Genomic DNA, 24,680 nt, shown 5'->3' with positions numbered 1-24,680 from the left:
CATGGAACCTCGCGCCCATCATGTGCTGATCGGCTTATTCGCCCTCCTTACCCTTGGCGGTATCTTGCTCTTTTCCCTGTGGTTGGGCAAGTCCAGCGCCGAGCGCGACTATGACTATTATGAGATACGCTTCGATCAGGCGGTCAGTGGCTTGGCCGTTGGCAATGCGGTGCTATACAACGGCATCAAGGTGGGAGACGTGATGGATTTGTACCTGGACCCTGAAGATCCCAGCCAAGTTCGGGCGCTGATTCGAGTTTACAGCGACGTACCGGTGAAACAGGACACCCGCGCCAGTCTGATGCTGGCTAATATCACCGGTGGCATGAGTATTCAGCTGCATGGCGGCACGCTCCAAAGCCCAAGGCTTATCAGCGATCCTAACCAGCCGGCGGTGATCGTCGCCGAACCCTCACCATTGCGTTCTTTTCTGGCGGGTGGGGAAACCTTGATGGTTAGCCTTGATCGGTTGCTGAACAGCACCAATCGGTTACTCTCGCCAGAAAACCTCGGGCGTATTGAGCGGATTTTAGTGGATATTGAACAGATCACTACGACCCTAGCTGCGCAACGGGATGAACTTGCTCAAGCGATGACGAACTTCAACCGGGCCGGCCAGCAGGCTAACGTCCTGTTGGAGCAACAAGGGAGTAAGGCTTTTAATAGCGCACAACACGCGATGGCGGCGCTGGAACGCTCGAGCAGCCAGATCGAGTCGCTGCTCGCGGCCAACGCGGCTTCCGTCAACCGAGGGCTGGGCCAACTGGGACCTGCCTTGAGTGAATTGAACAGTGTACTGAACAATTTGAATCGCTTCACCCGCCGTCTCGAAGAAAATCCTTCCGAGTACCTGTTTAATAGAGACACCATCGAGGGATTTACCCCATGAAAACGGTCTGCGGGATCACTAGGCAGCGGGTAATTTCGCGGATGATGTTCCTGGCGTTCGCGAGTCTGTCGATGACGCTCCCGGCCTGTACGCTACTGCCTAGTTCGGCACCTCTCCAGACATTTATCCTTCCTCCCTCCAAGCCCGTCGATGCTTCAAATGCGGCACCGCTTAAAGCTATCCTGCGGATTGCCACTCCCCAGGCTAACGAAATATTGAAGGGTCGGCGCATTCTGGTGATGCCAACATCGAACCAATTAAATGTCTATCAAGGGGCGCGTTGGAGCTTGGACGCACCCAGCCTGTTACGCGATCATCTCATGGATGTTTTTCGGCGCAATGGCCGCCTAGCTGGTGTAATTGGCGAGAATAATCCAGTCGACAGCGATTTTTTATTGCTTAGCGAGTTGCACGCCTTTCACAGTGAATATCGGGGGAAGAAACCCTGGGCGGTCATTCGTCTCGATGTTCAGTTGATTGACAGTACTAGTCGCGATTTGCTGGCCAGCCGGCGTTTCTCGGTGCCTGTCGAAAGTCAGGATGAGCGCCTGGAATCAGTCGTCGAGGCATTTGGCCAAGCCGTGGATGAACTCAGCCGCCAACTCGTTGAGTGGAGTCTTATCAACATCGCCAATCACCCAGCAAGCTGATTCATAGTTGCTTTTTACGTTATCGGCGTACCGCCGTTTACGCGCTGGGGCCGTCCCTTCCAGATAGCAAAGATCGCCGGGAAAACAATCAGCACCATAGGGAGCGCTGAGATCACCCCGCCAATCATCGGAGCGGCGATACGCTGCATCACATCCGCGCCGCTGCCGGCGCTCCATAGGATAGGCATTAGGCCTACGAACAGGGTCATACCGGTCATGAGCATGGGGCGGATGCGCATGCTAGCGCCATGCTGAATAACCTCGCGCAGGTCACCACGCGTTCTTAGGCGCCCCTCTGCCCGGCGCGCCCGGTATGCCAGATCCAGATAGACCATCATCAGCAGACCCAGTTCAACCGCAAGGCCGGCCACCGCAATCATACCGACCCACACGGCCACGCTTAGCTTGTAGTTCAGGAACCACAGCAGCCATACGGCACCGACCAGGGAAAATGGCACGCTGACCATGACAATGAATGTTTCCGTAAGCGAGCCCCGGTGCATAAACAGCATGAAGAAGATCAGGAACAGGGTTGCCGGCAGGAGCACCTGGAGCTTGGCCTTGGCCCGCTCGAAATATTGAAACTGTCCTGCCCACTCGAGCCGGTAGCCCGCGGGAATCGCGGCGCGATCAGCAACTGCCTGCTTGGCTAACGCCACATAGTCAGCGATCCCAATGCTCGGCTTGACATCTACAAACACAAAACCCACGAGCTGGCCATCTTCGCTGCGGATCGCCGGCGGGCCGGTGGTAAAGGCAATATCGGCTACCTGGGTAATGGGAATTTGGGCGCCGGTTGGCGTTGCCACCAGCACCCGTTCCAAGGCGGCGATATTATCGCGGTAGCTACGCCCATAGCGCACCAGGATATTGTAGCGCTCGCGCCCCTCCACGGTCTGGGATACGACGGTCCCGCCGATAGCCGCCATGATGACGCGCTGGACGTCTTCGACGTTGAGACCGAAGCGGGCGGCGCTGACCCGGTGGATAGTAAAATCGAGAAAATAGCCGCCGGTGGTGCGTTCGGCGAACGCACTGCGGGTATGGGGATTGGTGCGGGGATCATTCTGTAGGATTTTCTCAATGGCGACCCCCGTTTTTTCGATGGTGGCCAGATCCGGCCCGAAGACTTTAATCCCCAGGGCGGAGCGAATACCGGTAGCCAGCATCTCGGTGCGGGTCTGGATGGGCATCCAGAAAATGTTGGGCATCCCGGGAAAACGCAGCTTCTGGTCCAGCTCCTGAATCAGATCCTCCCAGGCAAGCCCTTGACGCCATTGTTCCTTGGGCTTGAGGGTGATTACGGCTTCCACCATGGATAGGGGGGCCGGATCGGTGGCGCTAGTGGCACGGCCGACCTTGCCGAATACGTGCTCCACTTCCGGGATGCCGGCGATAATCCGATCCATGGTCTGCAAGGTTTGGGTTGCCTCGGTAATGGACATGCCCGGCAGCGCGGTAGGCATGTAGAGAATTGATCCCTCGTTGAGCGGCGGCATGAACTCAGTGCCAAGTGATCGAAACGGGATCACTGTGGCGAATAAGGCAATCACGGCCAACCCTACCACCCACCAGCGCAGCTGGATGGCTAGCCGCACCAGGGGCCGATAGGCCGCCACCAGCCAGCGGTTGAGCCTGCTGCGATCAGCGCGGATACGCCCGCGGATGAGCCATACGGCCAGGGCTGGAATCAAGGTGAGGGAGAGCAGCGCGGCAAATGCCATGGAATAGGTCTTGGTGTAGGCTAGCGGCTTGAACAGCCGTCCCTCGGAGCCCTCCAGGGCGAACACCGGCAGGAAGGAGACGGTGATAATCAACAGGGAGAAGAAAATGCTCGGCCCCACCTCCTGCATGGCCTCGATCACCACATCGATGCGCGATTTTGCCCTCTCCTCCGGCGGCGTGTCCCCAGCCTGCCAGTGGTGCAACCGCTTGTGGATGTTGTCGATGATGACAATGGCCGCATCCACCATGGCGCCGATGGCGACCGCAATGCCGCCCAGCGACATGATATTGGCGGTCAGTCCCTGATAAGCCATGGGAATGAAGGCGATAAGCACCGCCACCGGTAAAGTGATGACCGCCACCAGCGCGGAGCGTAGGTGCAGCAGAAAGGCCAGGATCACCAGTGAGACGATGATCATCTCTTCGATCAGAGTCTTTTGCAGGGTATCAATAGCCTGCTTGATCAGGGTGGAGCGGTCATAAACCGGTACGATCTCCACACCCTCGGGTAGCCCCGGCTTGATCTCGGCCATCCGCTGCTTCACGCGGTTGATCACCGATAGGGCGTTTTCGCCATAGCGCATCACCACAATGCCGCCGACGGTGACGCCCTCCCCATCCAATTCCGCCTGGCCGCGCTGCATGGCCGATCCGAGCGCTACCGTGCCGACCTCCTTGAGGGTGACGGGGACCCCGCCCGTGGTCGTCTTCAGCACGACCTGTTCCAGAGCAGTAACCGATTGCACGTAACCTCGGCCGCGGATGAAGTGCTCGTAGCCGGCCACCTCCAGGAGGCGTCCGCCGACCTCGTTGTTGGCAGCACGCACCGCCTCGACTACCCGCTTGAGCGGAATATCCAGTGAAGCCAGCTTATTAGGATCGAGGCTGATCTGGTATTCGCGCTTATAGCCGCCTACGGACGCTACCTCGGCCACGCCTTCGATGGCCTCCAGCGCATAACGCAGGTTGAAGTCCTGCAAGGAGCGCAACTCCGCCAGATTATGCCGACCGCTGGTATCCCTGAGCGCGTACTGGTACACCCAGCCGACCCCGGTAGCGTCCGGCCCCAGGGTGGGATTGACGTTTTCAGGTAGGTCCGCCGTGGCGCTGTTCAAATACTCCAGCACCCGCGAGCGCGCCCAGTACATATCCACCCCGTCTTCGAAAATGACGTAGACGAAGGAGAGGCCGAAGAAGCTTTGGCCGCGCACGTAGCTGACGCCAGGCGCCGCCAGCAAGGTCGTTGTCAGCGGATAGGTAATTTGATCCTCCACCAGGTCTGGACTGCGCCCCGGCCACTCGGTGAAGAGAATCACTTGCACCTCGGAGAGATCCGGAATGGCGTCCAGCGGCGCTTGCATCAGCGCCCGATAGCCGCCGAAAGCCAGTGCCGCAATGGCGACCAAGGTCAACAGCCGGTTGCGCGCGCAGTAGCCGATGAGGCGCTGTAGCGCGCTAAGATTGGTGCCTTCCGCGGGGGGATGCCCCTTGCCCTGGTGTTCACTTACCATTGCTCTATCCCCGCCTTGAGCCGACTTTCGGAGGCGATCAGAAAATTGCCGGAGGTCACCACCTGATCTCCGGCCTTAAGGCCACTTAATATCTCGATCCGCCCGCCCGCGTGCTGACCGGTTTCGACCCGGTGCGGCGCCAGTCGCCCACGGCCCAAGTCCTCGAACACGATGCGGGTCTTGCCAGCGATGATCACCGCCTCTTCGGGCACGGTAAGCCGTTGACCCAAATCGGCCTTGAGCTTCACCTCGGCGTACATTTCGGGCTTGAGCACGCCGTCGGGATTCTCCAGGATAATGCGCACGCGCCCCGTGCGGCTATCCCCATCTAGGTAAGGATAAACGTAATCGATGTCGCCTTGAAAAACCTGATTCGGCAGATAAGGCAGGCGCACCTCGGCCGACATACCCGCGCGCATTAGCGGCAACTCCGCCTCGTAAACCTCGGCTTCCACCCAGACCCGGGACAGATCGGCGATGCGCATGAGCGTTTCTCCGGCCTGGCGCGCCGTGCCCTCGACCACGTTCTTCATGACTACCGTACCGCTGAGCGGCGCGTGGATGGGCACGTAATCGAGGGGCTCGCCCCGCCGCGCCAAGGCGGCGATCTCCCCGCTGGTCATATCCCACAGTTCAAGACGTTTACGGGCGGCATCAAGGAGAGTGGATGAGGCGCTACGCTGTCTGAGCGTAAGGTATTCCTGCTGGGCTGCTAGCAGTTCCGGGCCATACACCGTAAACAGGGGCTGGTCTTTTTTCACCGGTGCGCCGACATACTCAGCATACAACTCGCCCACCCAGGCATCGAATTTCAAGCTTATATCCTCAAGCCGCGTCTCGTCATAGCTTACTTGCCCTACAGCGCGAATTGTGCGCTCCAGATCTGTGACTTGCGCCCGTGCGGTCTCCACCCCGATGAGCTGCCGGCGGCGGGCATCCACAGTCACCGTGCCGGTAGGCGCGGCTTCAAGGGACTCCTCACTGCCGTCGGCACGAACAGCACCGGAGGCTGCCTCCAACCCCCTGCGGCCGGTGGTCATATCCAGTATTACCGTGTGTTCCGGAGTACCGGCCCCATTGAACCACAGCGTCAACGGCCAACTGCCTTCCATGGGTAATTCGAGTGATCCGCCATAGATGCCGGGTTTGAGCTCCTTTATCTCGGCGGGTACCTCCATGGCCGGCATGGAACCCATCGCTGGCATTGCAGCCATCGCCTCAATTTGGGCATTCTGGAGTGGCTGCCCCTGTTTGTTTTGGAGGTAAATCACCACGATATTTTTGCCCACGACGGGTTTTTTGGGTTCTAGCGCCACATCGAATCGATAGGGACCCGCCACATAAGGCAGAGCGCCGGCCTCGGTGGGCACCTCGGGTGCCGTTTCTAGAGGCCGTGCGCCGGAAGCCAGCTGTAACCCTTCGCGCCCGGTTGCCAAATCGAACACTAGCCGTGTTTCACCCGCCGGCGGCTTGGCAATGCGCAGCGTTAATGGCCAACTGCCTTCCATGGAGAGATCAAAGGTACCCTGGTACAAGCCTGGTTTGATTGCTTGCATCTCCGCCGGGGCCTGCATGGCGGGCATGGAGCCCATGGCGGGCATCTCCGCCACGGCATGGATTTGGGCACCACGGATAGGATTGCCTTTGTGGTCCTCGAGTACCACTTGGAGCCGGTTTTCTCCGACCTGTGGCGTGGCCGGTTGTAGGGCCACACCCACCCGGAACGGGCCTGAGCGATAGGTGGGATGAAGGCCCGTGGGCTTGGGTGCGGTCACGCCGGGCGATGCGGAAGGCGGGAGTTGCCATCCGATGACTATACCTAGGGCTAGCAATGCCGCTCCAGCGATAAAGAGGAGGATGAATCGGGTCACGGCGTGATCTCCTTGGCAGGTGGGAGAGGTGCCGGGGGCGCTGAAATAGAGTCGGCCAGCTGGTCTAGGGGGATGCCCATCCACTGCTCTAGCTGGGCAAGCTGGCGCAAGTAATCGGCCCGTACTCGCGCTAATCCGTTCTCGGTGCGTAGTTGCTGGCGCTCAGCATCAATAACATTGAGAAAGGGACCGGCGCCGGCCCGGTAGTCGGCCCGGGCGGCCTCCAGATTATCCTGGGCGAGGGGCGCCAGGCGGCGGAGATAGACTTTGATCACCGCTTCATTCTCTTCAACCGCGGCGCGGCTGGCCTCCAGCTCCCCCAGGAGTCGGGCCTCCCGGTCGGTGAAACGCCACCGGACCTGGCGCAGATCGGCGCGAGCGGCGTCTAGGGCCGCTGACCGCTTGTTGCTGTAATCGAAGGGAAGATTGATGGAGAAGCCGAGAGTCCAACGCTTAGCCGGATCATCCCAGAAACTGTTGTAACCAGCCATGATTTGAAAATCTGGGTAGAAGTCCTTCTCGGCTAGCCCGACCTGAGCCTTCGCTCCGGCAATACGGGCGCGAATACGCGCGAGTTCAGGGTGCGCGCCCAGTGCGGTCATTTGGAGTTGGGCGAGCCGAGGGAGGGGGATGGTCAATTGGGGAAGCCCGGCGGGTAGCGGCACTCGGGTTTGAGGCGGGCGGTTGAGTAGGGCATTGATACGAGCCTGGACTTCGCGGCGACGGCGATCGAGGGTGACCGCCTCAACCTCAAGGCGGGCCTGGGCCACTTCAGCCTGCAAGGCGTCCTGCTGCCCCGCGCGCCCGGTCGCATACTGGATCTCGGCGATGCGTCGAAGTTCTTGTAGCAGTGCTTGGTGGTCCTGATTAATGGTCAACGCCCGGTGGACGTAGAACCATTCAGCAAAGAGGGTTTTGGCGGCTGCCGCGACTTGCAGGCGTAAGGCGCCTTCATTCTCGGCGATAGCGCGGGCTTCCTCTTGTGCCGCCTGTTTCTGGAGCGCCAGCTTGCCCGGCCAAGGTAACGCTTGGCTGAGTCCCAGCCGTTGGTTGAACCTGCGGGAGCTGTCGAGTGTGTCGGGGGCGGTGGAATAGCTCAGCGTGGGATCGTCCAGGGCGCCTGCCGGGGCGATGCGGTACTCTGCGGCCTCAAGCGCGGCCTGCCGTGCTTTGAGGCCCGGATGGTGGCTAAGTACCGATTCCACCAATTGCGTCACCGTAATCCGTGGCTGTCCCGCAATCGGGTCCGGTTCGCTCGCAAATACCTGGGTGCCTGCAATGACCAGTGCCGCGATCAAACCGAGTTCATAGGACAAATGGGCGCTATAAAACATGAAAGACCTCCGGGAAAAGAAATAAAGCGGCGCACAGCCTGCATTGGCATGAGTCTGCGCTTAATCTGTACAAAGACCGGAGGTCTATTTAATTTCGCAAGCGGTGGGTAAACAGGTAAGTGCGAGTTCCAGGGAACCCAGAAGAGAAAGGGGGGATAGGGGGCGCGGTGAGAAGTGGCCTAGGTAACGCCACCACAAAGGTGGCGGGGGGAAGAATGGCAGGGGGAGGTTGAGGGCCGTCCAACAGCATCGCGAGTAGCTGGGGGGAGGTGGGCGAGGGGGCGTGGAGGCCCGCTAATTGGGCCACGCTGACCTGGCAGCAATCCGTCCCGGTGCGGCTCTCGGAGGCGCCGCATCCGCTTTCCATTTCGCAGCCATCCGTCACCTGCTGGCCGCAGCAACAGACGAAGCGGGGCTTATCATCCATAAGGGAGCAGGCAAAGACTTCCTGGAACGGGGTGCCCAAGCTTGTCAGCAGGAAAAGCCCCACCGTCATCATTTGCCGCAGCAGGAGATTACGAAATAACCTCATGCGCTAAAGTTTATGGGTAATTATACTTCCTAGGCAAGCGCCGATAATTCCCAGCACTAAGTTCTACAACTGAGTGTCTCCCGTTGCTGGATTAATCCTCTTGCTCTACTTCCATTGCTAATTCGCGCTGTAATTTTGCAAGCGCCTGCTTAATTTTTGCCGCTTCCTTATAAAGGCGAGCTAAGTCTTGGTAGTGTTGCACCGTATAACTGCGCTTGAGGGGGTAAACGTCAGTCTCTTTTGCATATACCTTGGCTAGTTTTCGATTGTCTTCCGATTTTTTTTCCAAGCGCTTGGCTTCTTCCTCATAGTGGGCTGCTAACCGCTCATGGTCAGCTTTGGTTTGGGCGTTGACGACCGCCTGTTCGATGTCCTCTATCCCTGAACCTTGGCTGTGGGCAAACATGGGTGCAAGAATAAAGGCTATTGCCAGCACCATTTTTGGTACGAGTCCTCCATAGATTCTGTTCATTGTATTGTCTCCATTGCAAGATCCTGTTTGACTTGTTCAATCAATCTCCCCCGCTTGCGGGCGGAGGCGTTCAATATCATCACCCCGTTTTTTAACCCAACGCCTAACAGTGACATTAGAAACGCCGCTCAAGCATTTAATACCACGAAAACCAATCCCTTCAAGATAAAGTTCTATACACCGTTTTTTATAGCTTCGATACCGCGGCATTTCGGACAAGGCATAAAACTTTATCTTAAACTGCAATGGTCTATCCTTGAAATAGAAATTTAGAAAAAGCGTTTTGGCACGTCTATATAAAAAATAATCTCTCCTCCGGTGTTTTTAATGAAAATAAGCCATTCCCCCAGAGCGTGTAATCGCCTACCGGTTGTAGGAGTAATAGCCCTTGCTTTGCTATTCATATTCACCAGTTGCGCAAGCCATAACCTCCCTTCCCTGGGGGGACAGCCAGGGCAAAGCGCGCCCTTTGAACCTGAAAACGGGACTACCGCCGCTTCGCCTCAGCGGACAGGGGAAAGGAAGCCATTATTTGGCGGCGTCTCATCCCTCGAGCCTGTGCTAACGGGGGGAGAAGCGCTTTCCTTGAGCAAGTTAGAGGCCCTCGCGCGGCAGCACAACCCTACTTTGGCCCAGGCCAAAGCCCAGATCCAGTCAGAACATGCCAAGGCCCTGGAAGCGGGGCTTTATCCCAATCCGGTCATAGGATATATCGGTGAGCAAATCAACGTGCGGGGAACCGCGGGTGAATTTCAAGGGGGATTTATCCGCCAGGAAATTGTCACGGCGGGGAAGCTGCGCCTGAGCCGTGAGAAATACCAAGCCCGCGCTTCTGCCGCGGAGCTTCTTGCCCTGGCCCAGATGTACCGGGTGATCAACGGGGTGCGTATGCAGTTTTACCGAACCTTGGGCGCCGAGCGTAAGCTTGAGGTTCAACAAGAGTTGCTAGAGACGGCGGAAGATAGGCAGGTGACGGTGCAGGAGATGTTCAACGTGGGACAGGCCAATCGGGCCGATCTTCACCAGACGCGGGTTCTACGCCAGGCACAGCTACTCAATGTGCAGCAGGCGGAGAATGATTTGGCCATGGAGCGAGAGACTCTGGGAGCGATTATTGGTTTGTTGCAACCCCTGGGGGAGGTGACGGGGAAGTTGGAAGCTCCTTTGCAGCCCCTGGTGTGGGAAGAGGCCCTGGAGCGGCTATTGGCGGAGAGCCCGGAGTTGGCCGCAGCCCATGCCAATCTTAAAGCCGATGAAATTATGGTGCAGCGGGAAAAAGTGGAACCTATTCCCAACCTGTTTATTGAAGGCTCTGCCGGCCGAAACTTCGAGGCTTCCGAGACCGTCTATGGGGTGAGGGCCTTTGTGGAAGTACCCCTTTTTGACTGGAATCAAGGCACCATCCGGCAGGCTAAAGCGGATTGGCGACGCCAGCGCAATGAGGTGCGCCGGACGGAACTCAGCTTGCGCCAATCCTTGGCCGACTGGTTCCGCCGTTTTCGCACCGCGCTGCAAAAGGTCACGGAGTATCAAAATGTCATTTTGCCCCAATCGGAGCAGCGCTATGTCACGCGCCTTAAAAGCTATCGGGCGGATCGGGAGACCTGGTCTGGGGTGTTGGAGGCACAGCACGACTTTTTTCATCGTCGCCTGATTTATATTGACCAGTTGGTAGCTTGGCGGCAAGCCCAGGTGGCGATTGATGGCTTTCTCTTGGTAGGGGGGCTGGAGCCGCCAGCGGGTGTGGTGCCTCCCGGTCACATTGATTCGGTACCTAAACCCCGTTAAGGGCGAGCCATGGCATCATGCTCCCCATAATTTCTCAAGGAGGTTGTTCATTGATGAAAAAGGGCCTAAGCCGCAGGCGATTTCTGGCCACCAGCACCGCGGCGGTAGCGGCGGGCGCTTTGGGCGGAAGAGATGTCCAAGGGCAAGAGCCGACAGCCGGATCGAGACAGAAGCAGGCTAACGGTCCCGACTCCGCTCAGTCCTCTTTCTCCCGTTACTCGCGCTATCATCCGAGTTTCGGCGGTCCGCCGGAATCGGATCACTATTTGGGAAAGTTAGTGCCCGGATTGCGACAATCGGGTCTTCCGCCGGTGCCGTTCGAAGCGCCTGATTTGGGCAAGATTCCCTGGCGAATGGTGGGCGGAGTCAAAGAATTTGAGATTCGCTGTACCCCGGTGAAGCGGGAGTTTTTGCCAGGGCAGTTTATGAATGTCTGGGGGTATAACGGTAGTCTGCCAGGACCGACCATCGAAGCTTTCCAAGGCGATCGGGTCCGTTTCGTGGTGCATAATGAATTGCCAGAGCCCACCACCGTCCATTGGCACGGGTTGGAATTACCCGTGCAATTTGACGGGGTACCTGGCCTGACACAAGATTTGATCCCGCCGGGAGAAACCTATGTTTATGAGTACGATCTCCATCAGGCAGGTACCTTTTTCTATCACTCCCATGTCACCATGCAGGAATCGTTTGGAATGGCGGGCTTTTTTATCATTCACCCCCGGATAGCCTACGATCCTCCAGTAGACCGGGATTTTGGCCTGATTTTTCAGAATTTTTTTATCTTCCCAAATACCGCTACCCCTGATTCCATGGCCATGGATTGGAATTGGCACACCATTAATGGGCGCAGCGGTCCTTATACGACCCCATTGGTGTGCAAGCACGGAGAGCGGGTGCGGATACGGCTGATGGACTTTAGCCCCATGCAGCATCATCCTATTCATCTCCATGGTCATACTTTTTGGTTGACGGGCACCGAGGCGGGGCGTATCCCGGTTAGCGCCTGGGTCCCGAGAAATACCACCTTGACAGGCGTGGCCATGGCTCAGGATTTTGAGTTTATCGCTTTTAATCCGGGGGATTGGATTTTTCACTGCCATATGACTCATCACATGATGAATCATATGACCCAACAGGTGGGACCCCGTATCCGCAAAAAAGTGGATGTGTCCCGTTACCTGGCGGATTTACCTAACCGGCCGCCGGTGGAACCTTCCCTAGCGCGACCGGCTTTCGAGGTTCCGGGCTACCCGCAAAAAATGCAGGGCATGGAGATGAACGCTGAGGCGATGCGCAAGCTTAATGGACGGCGGGAGACCCGGGGGATGCGCAAGCAGTGGCATGAGGGCGTTAAAGGGCTGATGACCGTGCTGCGGGTGCTTCCAGAGGATCTCTATGATCGGGTGATGCATAGCGAGGAGGCTATCCAGCCAGGTGAAATCTTTGAGGCTGTGGCCCGGCGTAAATGAGTAAAGGGTGGACTATTTTTCATAGCTTCCTGGGGACTGGAAGTTATCCCCTCCACCCCCCGTCAAGGGAGATTATTCTTTTCTGACCGCTCATAAAAGACTAGGATAATCTGTAGAAAACCTAGACTTATTCACGCCGACCACACCCATGCCGCTAGCGCGGTCTTACGCGGCTCTTGCGTGCGTTTAAGGTCTGGCTTGAGCGTGTCTCGACGGTACCGATTTAAATTAATCGTGGCATTGAGATCGCGGTTAATGGTCACCCCGCAATCACAGGCCAATGCTCTATCCGCGAGCGTGATGTCGTGGAGTTGGCCGCAGCCCGAGCACATCCGGCTAGAAGGGAAAAATCTATCCACGAGCTCAACCGTGCAGCCACGAAGAGTGGCTTTGTACTCAATCAACTGGCGCAGCATCCCGAAGCCCGCATCGGCGATGGAACGGGCCAATTTTCGGTTTTTTACCATGCCCTTGACGTTGAGGTCTTCTATAGCAATCCGGTCATAGCTGGCCGTGAGCTGATGGCTCAGCTCATGGAGTACGGCTTTAAAATCAACGCCCACAGAAGGCGCTCTGTTGTGGCTATAGTCCTTGTAGTCTTCGGTGTCCACCAGAATGGAGGCAAAATATTTTCCTGCTCGCTTACTGATAGTGACTTACTTGGGCATTCCTTCAAACCGCAACCGCTGCCGCATGGGGATATTTGTTTTCAGTTTTTCAATCCTCAGCTTGCGGCCTTTAACTTCAAACTTAGTCTTTTCTCGCAAGGCAAAGCTATCGTTGATATCCTTTTTCTTGAAGCAGGGAAAACCCGGCTTCTCTCCCTTTTTCACCCGCCGAAAGAGATGGTTGAAGGCGCTGTCCAAATCGTCAATGGCGTTGCGGGTCACCCGGCTGGATACCTCGCCATACCAGGGAAACTCCGGCCGGATAACTTTTATAGAGTGCTGGTAGGCCGCCGCCTTGCTCCACTTATTGTCAGGCTTAGAGAAGTGCTCCAGTAGTTAGTTATAGCAATGACGCCTGGACCCACACGCCTTGTCTAGATACTCGGCTTGGATGGTGGTGGGTCTTAATTCAATTTTTAAAGCCTCTATGGTTTGCTGGTGCTTTCTGCTTCGGCTGCCGTATAGTCGAGCTGAGAAAATCGTAATGATCTCTAAAACATCTTGGGCTAGCTCTTCCTCAAAGCTGGGTTGCTCTCCTTTATGGAGAATCACCATTTCAATACCTTGAATTTCGCAGAGGGTAAAAATCAACTCCACGCCCAACCTTAAAAGCCGGTCTTTGTGGGTAATCACTAGCCGCCGCATCTTTCGCCGTAGAATAAGTTCAAGCAGCCTGTTTAAATCCTTTTTCCGGTCGTTCATTCCTGAGCCGAGACCCTTGATCACCTCAGACTTCCAGCCTTTGGCTGCGCAGTAAGCCTCCAACATACCATGCTGGCGTTCTAAATCTTCCTTTTGGTCATGGCTACTGACACGGGCATAACACACCGTTGGACTGCTTTCATTAGTCAGACCTACCAGATCCGCTACAGCGTCATAGCGAGTCCCGCCTTGGGTTTTTCTAGCAGGTAGCAGCTCTCCTGTTACTTCCCATTTTCTAAAGGTATCCGGGGTGGTGCCTAACAATTTGGCGGCTTCGCCGATTTTTACTCATCTCTTGTGCATTTTCATAGATTAGATGAGATTAGTATAAATTTTAACCCTCAGTTAAATACCCGGAATTTTTGCCCTTCCCGTCTGATGGTATAACGATTCCCGTTATTGGGCTGTACAAGGGTATTTTCCTGCTGGTCTGGCCAATGAAAGCGCAAATTTTCTGAGCGGCACAGCTGGTGGGTTCGGATGGCCCGCGGCGGAAGGGGGAATAGCTGGTTGCCGAGCTTGTACTGAATGGCGGTAGCCGTGTTATTGGCGACCTGAAATTCGATACGCAGGGACTTTGGGCGGCCAAACATTTGCACCGCATAGTAATAGCCGCTCTGTTTACTTTGCGCTACCGCCACTCCAATTTCTGTCACCGCTGGATCGAGCATGTTCTTGCGGTGACCTGGCGAGGACTTCCATCCTTGGAAGAACGCCTGGGTCAACTTCTCGGTGGTAAAGCCCGCTGAGTTGAATTGAAAGGCGATATTTTCGGAAATGATGCAATACTGATAGCCGTATCTACTCGCGCGTCCCGCTGGTTGATTGCCATCCGCATGGTGGCCATATTGGCCCGTACGGGCCATAAATCCTGCGAAATACTGGGAGGCTTCCCTAAGCTTTGGGTTGACTGCCAGCTTTTGGCGCCCTTTTTCTTGGCGGAAGGTGTTGGTGCGGCTGATAATTCCTTTCGCTGCTTTGGTTAGGTGGGGAGAACTTTTCTCTTGCCGAGGCTGAGCCACAGGAGCCTTACTGGATTTGGGCGCTTCTTCCTCTGCATAAGTAAAGGCAGGAAGGAGAAATGCTGCAAAAAGGAAGATTAAAAGATTTTGTCGGGACATCCGTAAGGGCGTTTCTCAGTTAGCTGGCAGATTAAGATACTCTAGTCGTCCCCGTCCATTATAAAACATCAGTCTCTTCCCTAGTCGCCTCTCTCAATGAAACTCTTTTTATTTCCGCGCTAGCCGCTGATAAGCGCCGGCAGCGGTGATACCAAACACAAGGTGAGCGGCGAGGGTAATTCCGCCTCGTACTTCGGTAAACCAAGGAAAGAGGATGGTCAAACCATATAAGTTGAGGGCATAAATCGCTAGTCCGAAAACGACGCCCGTTAGCAGACTCATCTCCCAGGACTGCCGATGAATGGCCCATGCTAGCAGGATGCCGTAAAAAATGGATAGCACAAAATGAATACCTGCCGCTACGATCATAATTCCTGGACTGAAGCGGATAGGTGGGGGGAGAACGGCTTCGCCCATCACCAGGGCCGCCGTTAATTGAGAGTCTCGAAATAAGGAGTTCAGAATGTCGTCGATGAAGATCCACCACATCACTCCCTGGGCCAGGGTTGCTAACACACCTGCAATGATGCCGGCCCAAATTGCGGCACCCCTATCGATAGAGGAGAAAGAGCAAGGAAGCAGTGGGTTAGAACGGCGCATTAGGAGGAATCTGTATTCTATAGAGGATTTCAGTGGAACGGACAGAATAAAATTCTGTTGTATATTTTAGATGATATAGGTGATGAATCGTTACTTACCCCCATGTTATCTTTAGTTACTAACCTTACTTTTTCCGGCCTGTCCACCTGCCTCGCTTTATACAGCCCTACTCATGGCAGGATACAATAAAGCACTTAACTATATAATATAGGTCTATAGGTCGCTTTTCCTTGCGGTGATGAGATTAGGAACTTACAGTGAATTTTAAAGGTTATTCGGATTACCGCCATGATACGGTTGCCCGTATCGGCGTTTTGGTGGCCAGTTTAGGAACACCAGAAGCGCCTACGGCATCTGCGGTGCGGCGCTTTTTGGCTAGCTTCTTATCTGATCCGCGCGTGGTGGAGTTGCCCCGTCCTTTATGGTGGCTTATTCTCCACGGCATTATTTTGCGTATTCGGCCGTCCCCAGTGGCTCGTCTTTATCAAAGTATCTGGCGGGAAGATGGCTCTCCACTGCTGAGTTTTGCCCGGCGTGTGGGACAAAGCCTGCAAGCGGAATGGGATAGCCGGGGAAGAGGAGCTATTGAAGTCAGGTTGGGAATGCGGCATGGTTCGCCTTCCATCGAAACGGCGCTGGAGGAACTGCGTCAGGCAGGAGCCCAGCGGTTATTGGTTTTTCCTCTTTATCCCCAGTACTCGGGTAGTACTACCGGTTCTACCTTTGATGCGGTAGCTCAAGTGCTTTCCAGTTGGCGCTGGATACCGGAGTTGCGGATGATTACCCACTACCATGATCATTCAGGCTACCTTGAGGCATTGGCGGAGACGATTCAGCGTAGCTGGAAGGAGGCGGAGCGGGGAGAGCGCTTGCTTATGTCTTTCCATGGCTTGCCAAAACGGTATTTACTGGCCGGCGATCCTTATCATTGCCAGTGCCAAAAAACCGCCCGCCTCTTGGCAGAGCGTTTAGAATTAAAAGAAGACGAATGGCAAATAGCCTTCCAGTCCCGTTTTGGCCGTGAAGAATGGCTAAAGCCCTATGCTGATGATCTCTTGCAAGCGTGGGCCGAAGCCGGAATAAAACGGGTGGATGTGGTTTGCCCTGGGTTTGCTGTCGATTGTTTGGAAACCCTAGAAGAGATGGCCCAGCGTAACAGGGAACTATTTTTGCAAGCAGGAGGAGAAGAATATCGTTATATTCCCGCGCTTAACGATGAACCTGCCCATATCCGTGCTTTGGCTGATCTGGTTGAGCAACATGTTCAAGGGTGGTCTGAAACCAATTCAGAGAGGGATCGGGAGACGGCGGTTCAAGCTGCTGAAAGAAGCCGTCAACGGGCTTTGGCGCTTGGCGCTAAGCAGTAAGTGAGTAACTAACTAGGGCGGGATACACTAATAGGAGACCTTCAGGGTTTTACCCAGCGGGTGTTGTCTGCTGGAATCATCCTTCTATGCACTGCTAAAATCGTCCTGAACTGTTTACCCTGGAGGATGCCTTTAGGCAAAAAAGTTATAGCCTAATTCCCCCGCGATTCATATCGCGGGTTTCCTTCGGAGGATTTATGAAATCTCATCGGGAAATGTTGCGGGATATCCAGCGGGAAGTTGGCATTACTCGACGCTGGATTGGTAAAGAATCGCTCAGTGGGCGGGTTATGGAAGCCGTGAAGGCTGTGCCGCGCCATGAATTTGTGCCGGATGAACAACGCCCTTATGCGTATGATAATGCTCCTCTGGTTATCGGATGTGGGCAGACCATTTCCCAGCCTTATATCGTTGCTTTGATGACTGATCTGTTGGATCCCAAACCTGAGGATATCATCCTGGAGGTGGGAACAGGTTCAGGATACCAAGCAGCGATTCTTTCTAGATTGGTAAAAAAAGTTTACACCATTGAGGTTATTGAGGAATTAGCGCAACAAGCGGAGGCGCGGTTGGAGCGGCTTGGTTACACTAATGTTGAGGTTCAAACTGCCGATGGTTATTTTGGTTGGCCGGAACAAGCGCCATTTGATGGGATCATGGTGACGGCGGCAGCGCCTTCGATTCCCGAGCCGTTGATCGAACAGCTCAAGCCAGAAGCGCGACTAGTGCTTCCTCTGGGAGCTGGCTTTCAGCAAGAGCTTAGGGTGGTAACAAAAAAGGAAAACAATGAAATTGACACCCAGCGTGTGCTTGGGGTGTCTTTTGTGCCTTTAACGGGAGAGCATTCCAGCCGTTGAATTTTTTCTGGCTTCGAGAATCGAAGTATCGCCATAGATTAATTATTGTTGAGGAATTTTAAAGCTCCATGAGGCATGAGCTACAGTCTATTTCTTCATTGCTTTTTGGCATTGCCATTGTCCTATTGGGTTCGGGCCTATTAGGCACCTTGGTGGGGGTGCAAGCCAACCAGGAGCACTTCAGCCCCACGATGATTGGCTTTATCCAATCTGCCTTTTTTCTAGGCTATGTGCTCGGAACCTTCCTTTGTCCCCTGCTCATCAAGCGTGTAGGGCATATCCGTGTTTTTGCCACCATGGCGGCGTTAGGGTCAGCCACTGCAATGGGCTTTGCCCTCTGGGTCCATCCTCTCTGGTGGATTCTATTGCGGATGGTTTTGGGAATCTCGGTAGTAGGGCTTTATATGGTGGTTGAAAGCTGGCTTAATGAGCAAGCTTCCCATCATAAGCGGGGCCGGGTGTTTGCCATTTATATGAGCATTACATTGATGGCCTTGGGGGCCAGTCAGTTTCTGCTCTTAATAGAAGATAATAATGGCTTTATTCGTTTCGCCTTGACCGCCGTGCTATTTTCCCTCGCTCTGATTCCAGTTGCGTTGACCCAGATGGTGGAACCAAAACCGATCCCCACGCCGCGCTCGAAGCTTAAAGAACTTTATTTGGCCTCGCCATTAGGGGTTATGGGTGCTTTGGTGGCCGGCCTTGCTAGCGGCGCCTTTTGGGGGATGGGCGCGGTATTTGCTCAGAATATGGGTCTCTCGGTCTCCAGCACCTCGGTGTTTATGAGCACCGTTATCTTTGGCGGCGCCTTGCTGTTATGGCCAGTAGGTTATTTGTCAGATCGTTGGGATCGGCGCAGAGTGCTCATCATGGTTAGCTTTATCAGTGCAGCTAGCGTGCTGGGCGCTGCCCTTGTTTCAGATGCCTCAACGCTGGTGTTGTTGTTGCTTGCTTTTCTTTACGGAGGTGTTTCTTTTTCCGTCTATGCGCTGGCTGTAGCTCACCTCAACGATCACCTTAAACCTGGGGAAGTATTGGAAGCGACCCGGGGAATTTTATTAGTTTATGGGGCTGGTTCCGCCCTGGGGCCGCTGGTGGCTGGTGTTTGCATGGCAGTTTGGGGACCCTCCAGTTTACTAGAGTATTTGGCGGTTATTTTGGCATTGCTTGGACTGTTTGGCCTTTACCGCACCCAGCGGAGTGCTCCCGTGCCGGCTGAAGAACAGGCGGAATTCGTTCCCATGGTACGAACCTCTCAAGCTGTTCTTGAAATGTACCCGGAGGCTGATCTGGAGCCAGAATTGGACTTGGAGTTGAGTACTGAAAATATTGCGGGAGAGGCAAAAATTGAAGCCCCGCCGGATTCTTCCGGAATGAGCGGAACCAACTCTCCGGCTTATGAGTAAGGGAAAAAATAACCTGCCTTGGACTGGCGGCCGGAATTCAAATAATGGGAGGTTCTTCGGGATGGACTGCCATGCCGTTGTCGGGGCTATATTTCTGTTGAAAGGCTTCTAATGCTTCAGCGACCGTTTTGAGTTGTCCAAACCGAGCCAGGTGATAGAGGGCTTCCCCTTCATGTACCAAGGGCAGATTAGTGCGCCCCACGACAATGCCGGAGAAAGGAGCGATCACTGCTTCGGTCTTCTCTCCAAAAGGATCGGCTAGCATGGCCATGGTGTCACCTTTTTTGACATGATTGCCAAGGGCGGTAAGCGAGCGCAAGATACCGCTTTGGGGCGCCCGGACCCAATTTGAAGAACGGGCCACCACGGGCTCGGCCCGCGGTGTTTTCCTTTGACGCGGGGGGAGCATCCCCAGCTCCCGCATCACTGAGATAATCCCACTGACTCCGGCCCGGATAGCAAATTCGTTAAAGCGTAACGCTTCGCCCGCTTCGTATACTAATACGGGGATGCCAAAATCAGCCACCGCGTGGCGGAGCGAGCCGTCTCGCAGATCAGAGTTGAGAATGACGGGGGAACCAAACGCATGAGCTAATCGTTTGGTCTCGGGATTATCCACCAAGGTGCGGATCTGGGGCAAATTGTCCCGGTGGATAGCGGCGGTATGGAGATCGATTCCGTGGGTACAGCGGGCAACGATTTCTTCCATGAATAGATGGGCTAGGCGGGCGGCCAGGGAGCCGGTTTTAGAACCGGGAAAGGAGCGATTAAGATCCCGCCGATCGGGAAGATAGCGGGATTGGTTGACAAAGCCATAGACATTGACTACGGGCACGGCAAGTAAGGTTCCCCGAAGTCGCTGTAAAATGCGAAGTCCCACTAAACGGCGGATGATTTCAATCCCATTAATCTCATCCCCATGAATAGCCGCGCTGATAAACAGTTTGGGTCCCGAGCGTTTTCCATTAATGACCTGAACCGGCATGGAGACAGCGGTATGGGTATAAAGTTGAGGGACGGTGAAATCTAGGGTAATCCGTTTTCCTGGAGCTATCTGGTGAGTGCCGATCTGAAAAGCCTCGCCCATGGCTCAACCTTTACCGCGGGTCCGGGTTCGGCCCCGGGTCGCATTTTTTTCGATAAACTCGATGACTTTTGTGGCTATATCCGTGCCGGTTGCGGATTCGATTCCTTCCAGGCCCGGGGAGGAATTCACTTCCATGACCAGTGGGCCGTGATTGGAGCGCAGAATATCCACTCCCGCTACGTTTAACCCCATGGTTTGGGCGGCCCGGATAGCCGTGGAGCGCTCTTCGGGGGTAATGCGAACCAGGCTGGCGCTGCCCCCCCGGTGGAGGTTGGAGCGAAATTCGCCCTCCGGGGCTTGCCGTTTCATGGCGGCGACTACCTTATCGCCAATAATAAAACAGCGGATATCAGACCCTGCCGTCTCTTTAATAAACTCTTGTACTAAAATGTGTGTTTTAAGCCCCATGAAGGCTTCGATAACGCTTTGAGCTGCTTTTTTATTTTCGGCTAGCACGACCCCGATACCCTGGGTCCCTTCCAGGAGCTTGATAACGACTGGCGCGCCGCCTACCATTTTGATGAGATCATCGATTTCATCAGGCGCGTGGGCAAACCCGGTGACTGGCAAGCCAATTCCTTTTCGCGCCAGCAGTTGTAAGGAACGTAATTTATCACGGGAACGGGTGATGGCAACGGATTCACTGAGTGGATATACCCCAATCATTTCAAATTGCCGTAGCACGGCCGTACCATAGAAGGTGACTGACGCTCCAATCCGGGGAATCACCGCATCAAAGCCAGTTAAATCTTCCCCCTTGTAATGAATGGAAGGCCGATGGGAGGCAATATTCATATAACAGCGCAGCACATCCAGGACGCGGACCTCGTGTCCCCGCGTTTTAGCTGCCTCCACCAGCCGCCGAGTCGAATATAGTTTAGCATTGCGGGATAGGATCGCGATTTTCATGATGGGGACTCCTTATTTATGACTTATCCTTGATTTTTTTTGTATAACGGCGCGCCAGTGAGGGACCTGCAAGATAGGAAGCATCTGGAACTATCCTTGTCTTCCCCGCCGTGAGGGCAGTGCGCCCCAAGAGCATGCGAAAGCGCATGGTATCACGGTTAGTCAGGGTGATTTCGATAGGCCAGCATTTATTTCCGATTTGCACGGGAGTTTCGATGACATAGCGATTTTCCCGGTGCCCTCCAGAATCCGTCACTACCCGTTCATCAAGAATGTCAGCGACACAGATCAATTCTACATCGACTCGGCGCTGAAGGGGGTGAAGGCCAAAGCGGATTTTATTTTGATATCTTTCCTGGAAGGGTTCTAGCCAAAAAGCATGTAACACTGAAGTGCGTGCGCCCGTATCAATTTTGGCTTTAATGCCGGGGACTCCAAGTTCTGGCAGTTTCACCCATTCTCTCCAACCGAGCAAAAAATCTTTTTTATCTAATTCTTCTCTTGTGGTCATTTTAAATTGATAGTGGCATTTAAGATCATGATCTATTATGAGGCCACACTCACACGCCAATGCCCCATCCGCAAGTGTAATAATGCCAAGCGGGTAAACTCCGCCGATTGGTGTTTGTGTTTGGACCTGAAACGCGGGTAATTGGCGCGGCTTTCAAGGAAATTTTTGAATGCTGCCCGTTGGTGGCGAAGGCATTGCTGCAACGGTACACAAGCTACCTCGTAGAGGAATTTGGTTTCCGCTTCTTCCTTCATGGCAGTCAGCCGGGTATTTGCGTCAACGTAGCTAATTTTTCTTGCCGCTGATAGAGCGTATCTGTGCGATAACTCAGCACGGTATTATAGACGAAACGCACACATCCAAACGTCCGTATCAGAAGCTGTACCTGCTCGGTTGTCGGATAAAAGAGGTATCCATAGATGCGCTTTGTCATAGGTCACAGTATATAATAAATTATGCCAACCACTTCTCTCTGAAGGAAGAAGCTTGTAGCTGTACTCTCTCAATCCCTATGAAATCAACGCACACTACAGTGGGTATCAAGGGCGGGTTTCCTGGCTTAACCGCGTACCTGTTAGGTTGGTTGGCGCGTCTAACCAAGAGGCTGCGGAAGCGGATCAGCCTCATCGTATTCACGCAGCATCTAGGTTACTTTGCGATGCTGTCTAGTTTTCCGGAGATGTTAAAAGATGCCAGTATTTTACGGTTTACTCGGTGGGTGTCTAAGTGCAAGCGCATTATACCGCGAACGTTCCCTCCCTACCCTGAATGGTGAGAATTCACGTGCGAAAATGGATGAAGCAGGATCAGGGTAACAATATGACAGGAACTCAAACCAAGTTATCGGATTTGCCCGCCGGACCTATCAGTTCCCGCAGTCTAGACTCCCTGAGCCGGATTGTTCGGGAAGTTAGCCTTGCCACTAGCCTCGAAGAGGTGTTGCAGGTCATTGTGGTGCAGACCCGTAAAACAATGGCGGTGGATGTATGCTCTGTTTATCTCACCGAGAGTAACGGTAGTCATGTGTTGATGGCGACCCAAGGATTGCATCCGGAGGCGGTGGGGAAGGTACGGCTTATTCCGAGAGAAGGCTTGGTAGGTTTGGTAGCGGAACGGGCTGAGCCGGTCAATTTGGAAAATGCTGCCGCCCATCCTCATTTTAAGTTTATTCCCGGCTCGGGCGAAGAACCCTTCCAGGCATTTTTAGGCGTACCTGTTCTCCACCAGCGAAAACTATTAGGTGTGTTGGTGGTGCAACAGAAAATAGCCCGTCAATTCGATGAAGTTGACGTTTCTTTTTTATTCACGCTAGCCGCTCAGCTGGGTGGTGTCATTGCCCATGCCAGGGCCAGTGGTGTCCTGCAAAAGCCTATGGATAGCCAGAATGAGAATGGGCCCGAGCGCTATCTTACCGGTATTATCGGAGCTCCCGGGGTAGCCCTAGGAAAGGGGGTGGTAGTTTATTCCGCTACTGGTTTAGAGACGGTGCCTGAGCGCCAGGTAGCCAATATCGAGGAGGAGGAGAGAATCTTCCGGTTAGCCATAGACCATGTCTCCCAGGAAATTCAGTCTCTAGGTAATCACCTAGAGCTAGCGTTGGCGAATGAGTACCAGCCTCTGTTTAAAGCTTATGCCATGCTTACAGGAAGCCAAAGCCTGGTGGAAGCCACGGTAGAACGTATCCGGGCCGGTGAGTGGGCACCGAGCGCCTTAAGTACGGTCATCAAGGAACAAGCCCGGCGACTTGAAGCCCAGGAAGATCCTTATTTGCGGGAACGGGGAAATGACCTGCGAGAGATTGGCCGGCGTATTTTGGGTTATCTTCAGAATATAGCGCCTATTAGCTTGGAATATCCAGAAAATACCATCTTGATAGGTGAAAATTTGAGTGCCATGGATCTTGCCGAAGTACCCATAGGGCGCCTGGCAGGGGTGATATCGGCCCATGGTTCAGGTTTCTCCCATGTGGCGATTCTAGCCCATGCTATGAGTATTCCTGCCATTATGGGAATTAGTAAAGCAAATCTTGGACAATTCGACCAGCGGGAGTTGATCCTGGATGGTTATCAAGGTCGGGTGCATTTGGAGCCAGGCAGGCTAGTACGCCGAGAGTTTGCCCGCCTTGCCCGGCAGGAGCAGCAGCTTACGGAAGAACTCAAGGGCTTGCGGGATTTGCCTGCCAAAACACCCGATGGTTTTCGAGTTCATTTATATGCCAACATCGGCCTGTTGGCGGATATCGAGCTTTCTCGTGCTGCGGGTACTGAGGGCGTGGGGCTTTACCGGACCGAGTTGCTTTTTATGGTGAGGGACCAATTTCCCACGGAAGAAGAACAATATGTCGTGTATCGAGAACTCCTCCAGGCTTTTACGCCTTTACCTGTTGTTTTACGCGTGCTTGATGTGGGTGGCGACAAATTTCTGCCCTATTTCTCGATTGAGGAGGCCAATCCGTTTTTAGGATGGCGAGGAATTCGCGTTATTTTAGACCATCCAGAAATATTTTTGACTCAAGTGCGAGCGGCACTTCGGGCTGCCGAAGGGTTAAGTAACCTGAATTTGCTGTTTCCCATGATTAGCGCGGTTTCCGAGTTGGAAGAAGCCATCCATATAGTACGGCGGGCCTATGAAGAGCTGGTAGAGGAAGGTGTTCGAGTTACTTGGCCTCGAGTGGGAGTCATGATTGAGGTGCCTGCCGCAGTCTATCAGGCGGAAGCGCTGGCACGGCGGGTAGATTTTTTTTCCATTGGTACTAACGATCTGGTTCAATATCTACTGGCGGTTGATCGCAGTAATGAGCGGGTGGCGGAATTATATCATTCCCTCCATCCGGCTGTTTTGGCGGCCATTCACGCAGTAGTTAAGGCGGCTCGCCGACACCATAAGCCCGTTAGCGTGTGTGGTGAGATGGCGGGAGAAGCCACGGCAGCTATATTATTACTCGGTATGGGGATAGATAATCTCAGCTTGACCGCTGGCGATTTACCCCGGATTAAGTGGATAATAAGAAATTTTAGCCAACAGCATGCTAGGGACTTGCTCGCTCGAGCTTTGCAGGAGGAGGAACCCGAGCCCATCTATCGAATGTTATGTCAGGCGCTTGATAACTTTGGGCTAGGGGGGTTGATACGTGGGGTAAAATAAGCTCCTGCCTGCTTTGAGAGTAAGTAGCAGGAGGGGGAAGAAGCAAATGAATACTACTTTTTTA

At 54.3% G+C, this 24,680-nt stretch carries 24 protein-coding genes; 10 read left to right on the top strand and 14 right to left on the bottom strand.

Translation table 11 applies throughout. The annotated features are described in order from the left end of the window. Position 1: 1 nt before the first annotated feature. Both NWAT_RS07885 and NWAT_RS07880 read left to right on the top strand, forming a co-directional pair. Positions 2-889 carry an MlaD family protein gene (locus NWAT_RS07885; protein ID WP_013220583.1) on the top strand — a complete coding sequence of 296 codons (888 nt, stop codon included), beginning with the start codon at positions 2-4 and terminating at the stop codon, positions 887-889. Then, on the top strand, positions 886-1,539 hold the full coding sequence (locus tag NWAT_RS07880; RefSeq protein ID WP_013220582.1) for an ABC-type transport auxiliary lipoprotein family protein: 654 nt from the start codon (positions 886-888) through the stop codon (positions 1,537-1,539). Before NWAT_RS07885 ends, NWAT_RS07880 begins: the two co-directional genes overlap by 4 nt. A gap of 14 nt (positions 1,540-1,553) precedes the next feature. On the opposite strand, the gene NWAT_RS07875 is transcribed toward NWAT_RS07880, so the two are convergent. The 6 genes from NWAT_RS07875 to NWAT_RS07850 all read right to left on the bottom strand — a co-directional run bounded on the left by NWAT_RS07875 (position 1,554) and on the right by NWAT_RS07850 (position 9,230). Further along, positions 1,554-4,775, bottom strand: coding sequence for an efflux RND transporter permease subunit (locus tag NWAT_RS07875; protein ID WP_013220581.1), 3,222 nt, complete (start codon positions 4,773-4,775; stop codon positions 1,554-1,556). After that, positions 4,769-6,646, bottom strand: coding sequence for an efflux RND transporter periplasmic adaptor subunit (locus NWAT_RS07870; RefSeq protein WP_013220580.1), 1,878 nt, complete (start codon positions 6,644-6,646; stop codon positions 4,769-4,771). Before NWAT_RS07870 ends, NWAT_RS07875 begins: the two co-directional genes overlap by 7 nt. Next, positions 6,643-7,980, bottom strand: a complete 1,338-nt coding sequence (locus NWAT_RS07865; RefSeq protein ID WP_013220579.1) for a TolC family protein — start codon at positions 7,978-7,980, stop codon at positions 6,643-6,645. Before NWAT_RS07865 ends, NWAT_RS07870 begins: the two co-directional genes overlap by 4 nt. 88 nt (positions 7,981-8,068) lie before the next feature. Further along, positions 8,069-8,512 (bottom strand): hypothetical protein, encoded by a 444-nt coding sequence (locus tag NWAT_RS07860; RefSeq protein WP_013220578.1) that lies wholly within the window; start codon positions 8,510-8,512, stop codon positions 8,069-8,071. A 91-nt stretch (positions 8,513-8,603) separates the two neighbouring features. After that, on the bottom strand, positions 8,604-8,984 hold the full coding sequence (locus NWAT_RS07855) for a hypothetical protein (protein WP_013220577.1): 381 nt from the start codon (positions 8,982-8,984) through the stop codon (positions 8,604-8,606). A gap of 36 nt (positions 8,985-9,020) precedes the next feature. Then, positions 9,021-9,230 carry a hypothetical protein gene (locus NWAT_RS07850; RefSeq protein WP_013220576.1) on the bottom strand — a complete coding sequence of 70 codons (210 nt, stop codon included), beginning with the start codon at positions 9,228-9,230 and terminating at the stop codon, positions 9,021-9,023. Between the two features lie 147 nt (positions 9,231-9,377). Between NWAT_RS07850 and NWAT_RS07845 the strand changes: the two genes are divergently transcribed. Together NWAT_RS07845 and NWAT_RS07840 are read left to right on the top strand one after the other, a co-directional pair. Continuing rightward, entirely contained in the window at positions 9,378-10,772 is a 1,395-nt protein-coding gene (locus tag NWAT_RS07845; RefSeq protein WP_232420057.1) for a TolC family protein, read from the top strand. A gap of 53 nt (positions 10,773-10,825) precedes the next feature. Then, entirely contained in the window at positions 10,826-12,244 is a 1,419-nt protein-coding gene (locus tag NWAT_RS07840) for a multicopper oxidase domain-containing protein (protein ID WP_013220574.1), read from the top strand. 131 nt (positions 12,245-12,375) lie between these two features. Here the strand turns inward: NWAT_RS07840 and NWAT_RS17385 are convergent, their stop codons facing one another. Continuing rightward, positions 12,376-12,807 carry an RNA-guided endonuclease InsQ/TnpB family protein gene (locus NWAT_RS17385; RefSeq protein WP_157679847.1) on the bottom strand — a complete coding sequence of 144 codons (432 nt, stop codon included), beginning with the start codon at positions 12,805-12,807 and terminating at the stop codon, positions 12,376-12,378. A gap of 15 nt (positions 12,808-12,822) precedes the next feature. Between NWAT_RS17385 and NWAT_RS17380 the strand changes: the two genes are divergently transcribed. Continuing rightward, on the top strand, positions 12,823-13,248 hold the full coding sequence (locus NWAT_RS17380) for a hypothetical protein (RefSeq protein WP_157679844.1): 426 nt from the start codon (positions 12,823-12,825) through the stop codon (positions 13,246-13,248). Here NWAT_RS17380 and NWAT_RS07830 read toward each other — a convergent pair whose 3' ends face one another. The 3 genes from NWAT_RS07830 to NWAT_RS07820 all read right to left on the bottom strand — a co-directional run bounded on the left by NWAT_RS07830 (position 13,249) and on the right by NWAT_RS07820 (position 15,335). Then, complete coding sequence (locus tag NWAT_RS07830; RefSeq protein ID WP_339367422.1) at positions 13,249-13,896, bottom strand: IS607 family transposase; 648 nt, start codon at positions 13,894-13,896, stop codon at positions 13,249-13,251. A gap of 59 nt (positions 13,897-13,955) precedes the next feature. Beyond that, entirely contained in the window at positions 13,956-14,735 is a 780-nt protein-coding gene (locus tag NWAT_RS07825; protein ID WP_013220573.1) for a CAP domain-containing protein, read from the bottom strand. Positions 14,736-14,843: 108 nt separating this feature from the next. After that, on the bottom strand, positions 14,844-15,335 hold the full coding sequence (locus NWAT_RS07820; protein ID WP_013220572.1) for a hypothetical protein: 492 nt from the start codon (positions 15,333-15,335) through the stop codon (positions 14,844-14,846). Positions 15,336-15,592: 257 nt separating this feature from the next. Here NWAT_RS07820 and hemH point away from each other — a divergent pair, with 257 nt between their 5' ends. The 3 genes from hemH (at position 15,593) to NWAT_RS07805 (ending at position 18,965) form a co-directional block, all read left to right on the top strand. Beyond that, positions 15,593-16,702, top strand: coding sequence for a ferrochelatase (gene hemH / locus NWAT_RS07815; protein WP_013220571.1), 1,110 nt, complete (start codon positions 15,593-15,595; stop codon positions 16,700-16,702). Positions 16,703-16,899: 197 nt separating this feature from the next. After that, a complete protein-coding gene (locus tag NWAT_RS07810) occupies positions 16,900-17,559 on the top strand; it encodes a protein-L-isoaspartate(D-aspartate) O-methyltransferase (protein WP_013220570.1) in 660 nt (219 codons plus the stop codon). Positions 17,560-17,627: 68 nt separating this feature from the next. Continuing rightward, complete coding sequence (locus NWAT_RS07805) at positions 17,628-18,965, top strand: MFS transporter (RefSeq protein WP_013220569.1); 1,338 nt, start codon at positions 17,628-17,630, stop codon at positions 18,963-18,965. A 37-nt stretch (positions 18,966-19,002) separates the two neighbouring features. On the opposite strand, the gene NWAT_RS07800 is transcribed toward NWAT_RS07805, so the two are convergent. From NWAT_RS07800 to NWAT_RS07790, 3 genes are read right to left on the bottom strand one after another with little or no spacing between them, the layout of a single operon-like run. Further along, positions 19,003-20,052 carry a succinylglutamate desuccinylase/aspartoacylase family protein gene (locus NWAT_RS07800; RefSeq protein WP_013220568.1) on the bottom strand — a complete coding sequence of 350 codons (1,050 nt, stop codon included), beginning with the start codon at positions 20,050-20,052 and terminating at the stop codon, positions 19,003-19,005. Between the two features lie 3 nt (positions 20,053-20,055). After that, positions 20,056-20,961, bottom strand: a complete 906-nt coding sequence (rimK, locus tag NWAT_RS07795; protein ID WP_013220567.1) for a 30S ribosomal protein S6--L-glutamate ligase — start codon at positions 20,959-20,961, stop codon at positions 20,056-20,058. A gap of 16 nt (positions 20,962-20,977) precedes the next feature. Beyond that, positions 20,978-21,472, bottom strand: coding sequence for an ATP-dependent zinc protease family protein (locus NWAT_RS07790; protein WP_013220566.1), 495 nt, complete (start codon positions 21,470-21,472; stop codon positions 20,978-20,980). A 116-nt stretch (positions 21,473-21,588) separates the two neighbouring features. Here NWAT_RS07790 and NWAT_RS17025 point away from each other — a divergent pair, with 116 nt between their 5' ends. Further along, positions 21,589-21,777, top strand: a complete 189-nt coding sequence (locus tag NWAT_RS17025; RefSeq protein ID WP_198342222.1) for a hypothetical protein — start codon at positions 21,589-21,591, stop codon at positions 21,775-21,777. On the opposite strand, the gene NWAT_RS16095 is transcribed toward NWAT_RS17025, so the two are convergent. Next, positions 21,732-21,905: a helix-turn-helix domain-containing protein gene (locus NWAT_RS16095; RefSeq protein ID WP_083781433.1), complete on the bottom strand. Its 174-nt coding sequence runs from the start codon at positions 21,903-21,905 to the stop codon at positions 21,732-21,734. The genes NWAT_RS17025 and NWAT_RS16095 overlap by 46 nt on opposite strands. Before the next feature lie 386 nt (positions 21,906-22,291). On the opposite strand from NWAT_RS16095, the gene ptsP reads away from it, so the two are divergent. Further along, positions 22,292-24,616, top strand: a complete 2,325-nt coding sequence (ptsP, locus tag NWAT_RS07775; RefSeq protein WP_049773060.1) for a phosphoenolpyruvate--protein phosphotransferase — start codon at positions 22,292-22,294, stop codon at positions 24,614-24,616. Positions 24,617-24,680 lie beyond the last annotated feature (64 nt).

The sequence above is a fragment of the Nitrosococcus watsonii C-113 genome (genome assembly GCF_000143085.1).
Classification (GTDB): Bacteria; Pseudomonadota; Gammaproteobacteria; order Nitrosococcales; family Nitrosococcaceae; genus Nitrosococcus; species Nitrosococcus watsonii.
The sequence above is the reverse complement of the archived record's forward strand: the minus strand, read 5'-3'. Positions and strand labels throughout refer to the sequence as shown.

Coding starts and splice junctions, on each gene's coding strand:
- NWAT_RS07825 (WP_013220573.1), bottom strand. CDS start 14,735: ATGTCCCGACAAAATCTTTTAATCTTCCTTTTTGCAGCATTTCTCCTT.
- NWAT_RS07865 (WP_013220579.1), bottom strand. CDS start 7,980: ATGTTTTATAGCGCCCATTTGTCCTATGAACTCGGTTTGATCGCGGCA.
- ptsP (WP_049773060.1), top strand. CDS start 22,292: ATGACAGGAACTCAAACCAAGTTATCGGATTTGCCCGCCGGACCTATC.
- NWAT_RS07860 (WP_013220578.1), bottom strand. CDS start 8,512: ATGAGGTTATTTCGTAATCTCCTGCTGCGGCAAATGATGACGGTGGGG.
- NWAT_RS07805 (WP_013220569.1), top strand. CDS start 17,628: ATGAGGCATGAGCTACAGTCTATTTCTTCATTGCTTTTTGGCATTGCC.
- NWAT_RS07800 (WP_013220568.1), bottom strand. CDS start 20,052: ATGGGCGAGGCTTTTCAGATCGGCACTCACCAGATAGCTCCAGGAAAA.
- NWAT_RS07810 (WP_013220570.1), top strand. CDS start 16,900: ATGAAATCTCATCGGGAAATGTTGCGGGATATCCAGCGGGAAGTTGGC.
- NWAT_RS07880 (WP_013220582.1), top strand. CDS start 886: ATGAAAACGGTCTGCGGGATCACTAGGCAGCGGGTAATTTCGCGGATG.
- NWAT_RS07885 (WP_013220583.1), top strand. CDS start 2: ATGGAACCTCGCGCCCATCATGTGCTGATCGGCTTATTCGCCCTCCTT.
- NWAT_RS07790 (WP_013220566.1), bottom strand. CDS start 21,472: ATGACCACAAGAGAAGAATTAGATAAAAAAGATTTTTTGCTCGGTTGG.
- NWAT_RS07840 (WP_013220574.1), top strand. CDS start 10,826: ATGAAAAAGGGCCTAAGCCGCAGGCGATTTCTGGCCACCAGCACCGCG.
- NWAT_RS07820 (WP_013220572.1), bottom strand. CDS start 15,335: ATGCGCCGTTCTAACCCACTGCTTCCTTGCTCTTTCTCCTCTATCGAT.
- NWAT_RS16095 (WP_083781433.1), bottom strand. CDS start 21,905: ATGACAAAGCGCATCTATGGATACCTCTTTTATCCGACAACCGAGCAG.
- NWAT_RS07875 (WP_013220581.1), bottom strand. CDS start 4,775: ATGGTAAGTGAACACCAGGGCAAGGGGCATCCCCCCGCGGAAGGCACC.
- rimK (WP_013220567.1), bottom strand. CDS start 20,961: ATGAAAATCGCGATCCTATCCCGCAATGCTAAACTATATTCGACTCGG.
- NWAT_RS07855 (WP_013220577.1), bottom strand. CDS start 8,984: ATGAACAGAATCTATGGAGGACTCGTACCAAAAATGGTGCTGGCAATA.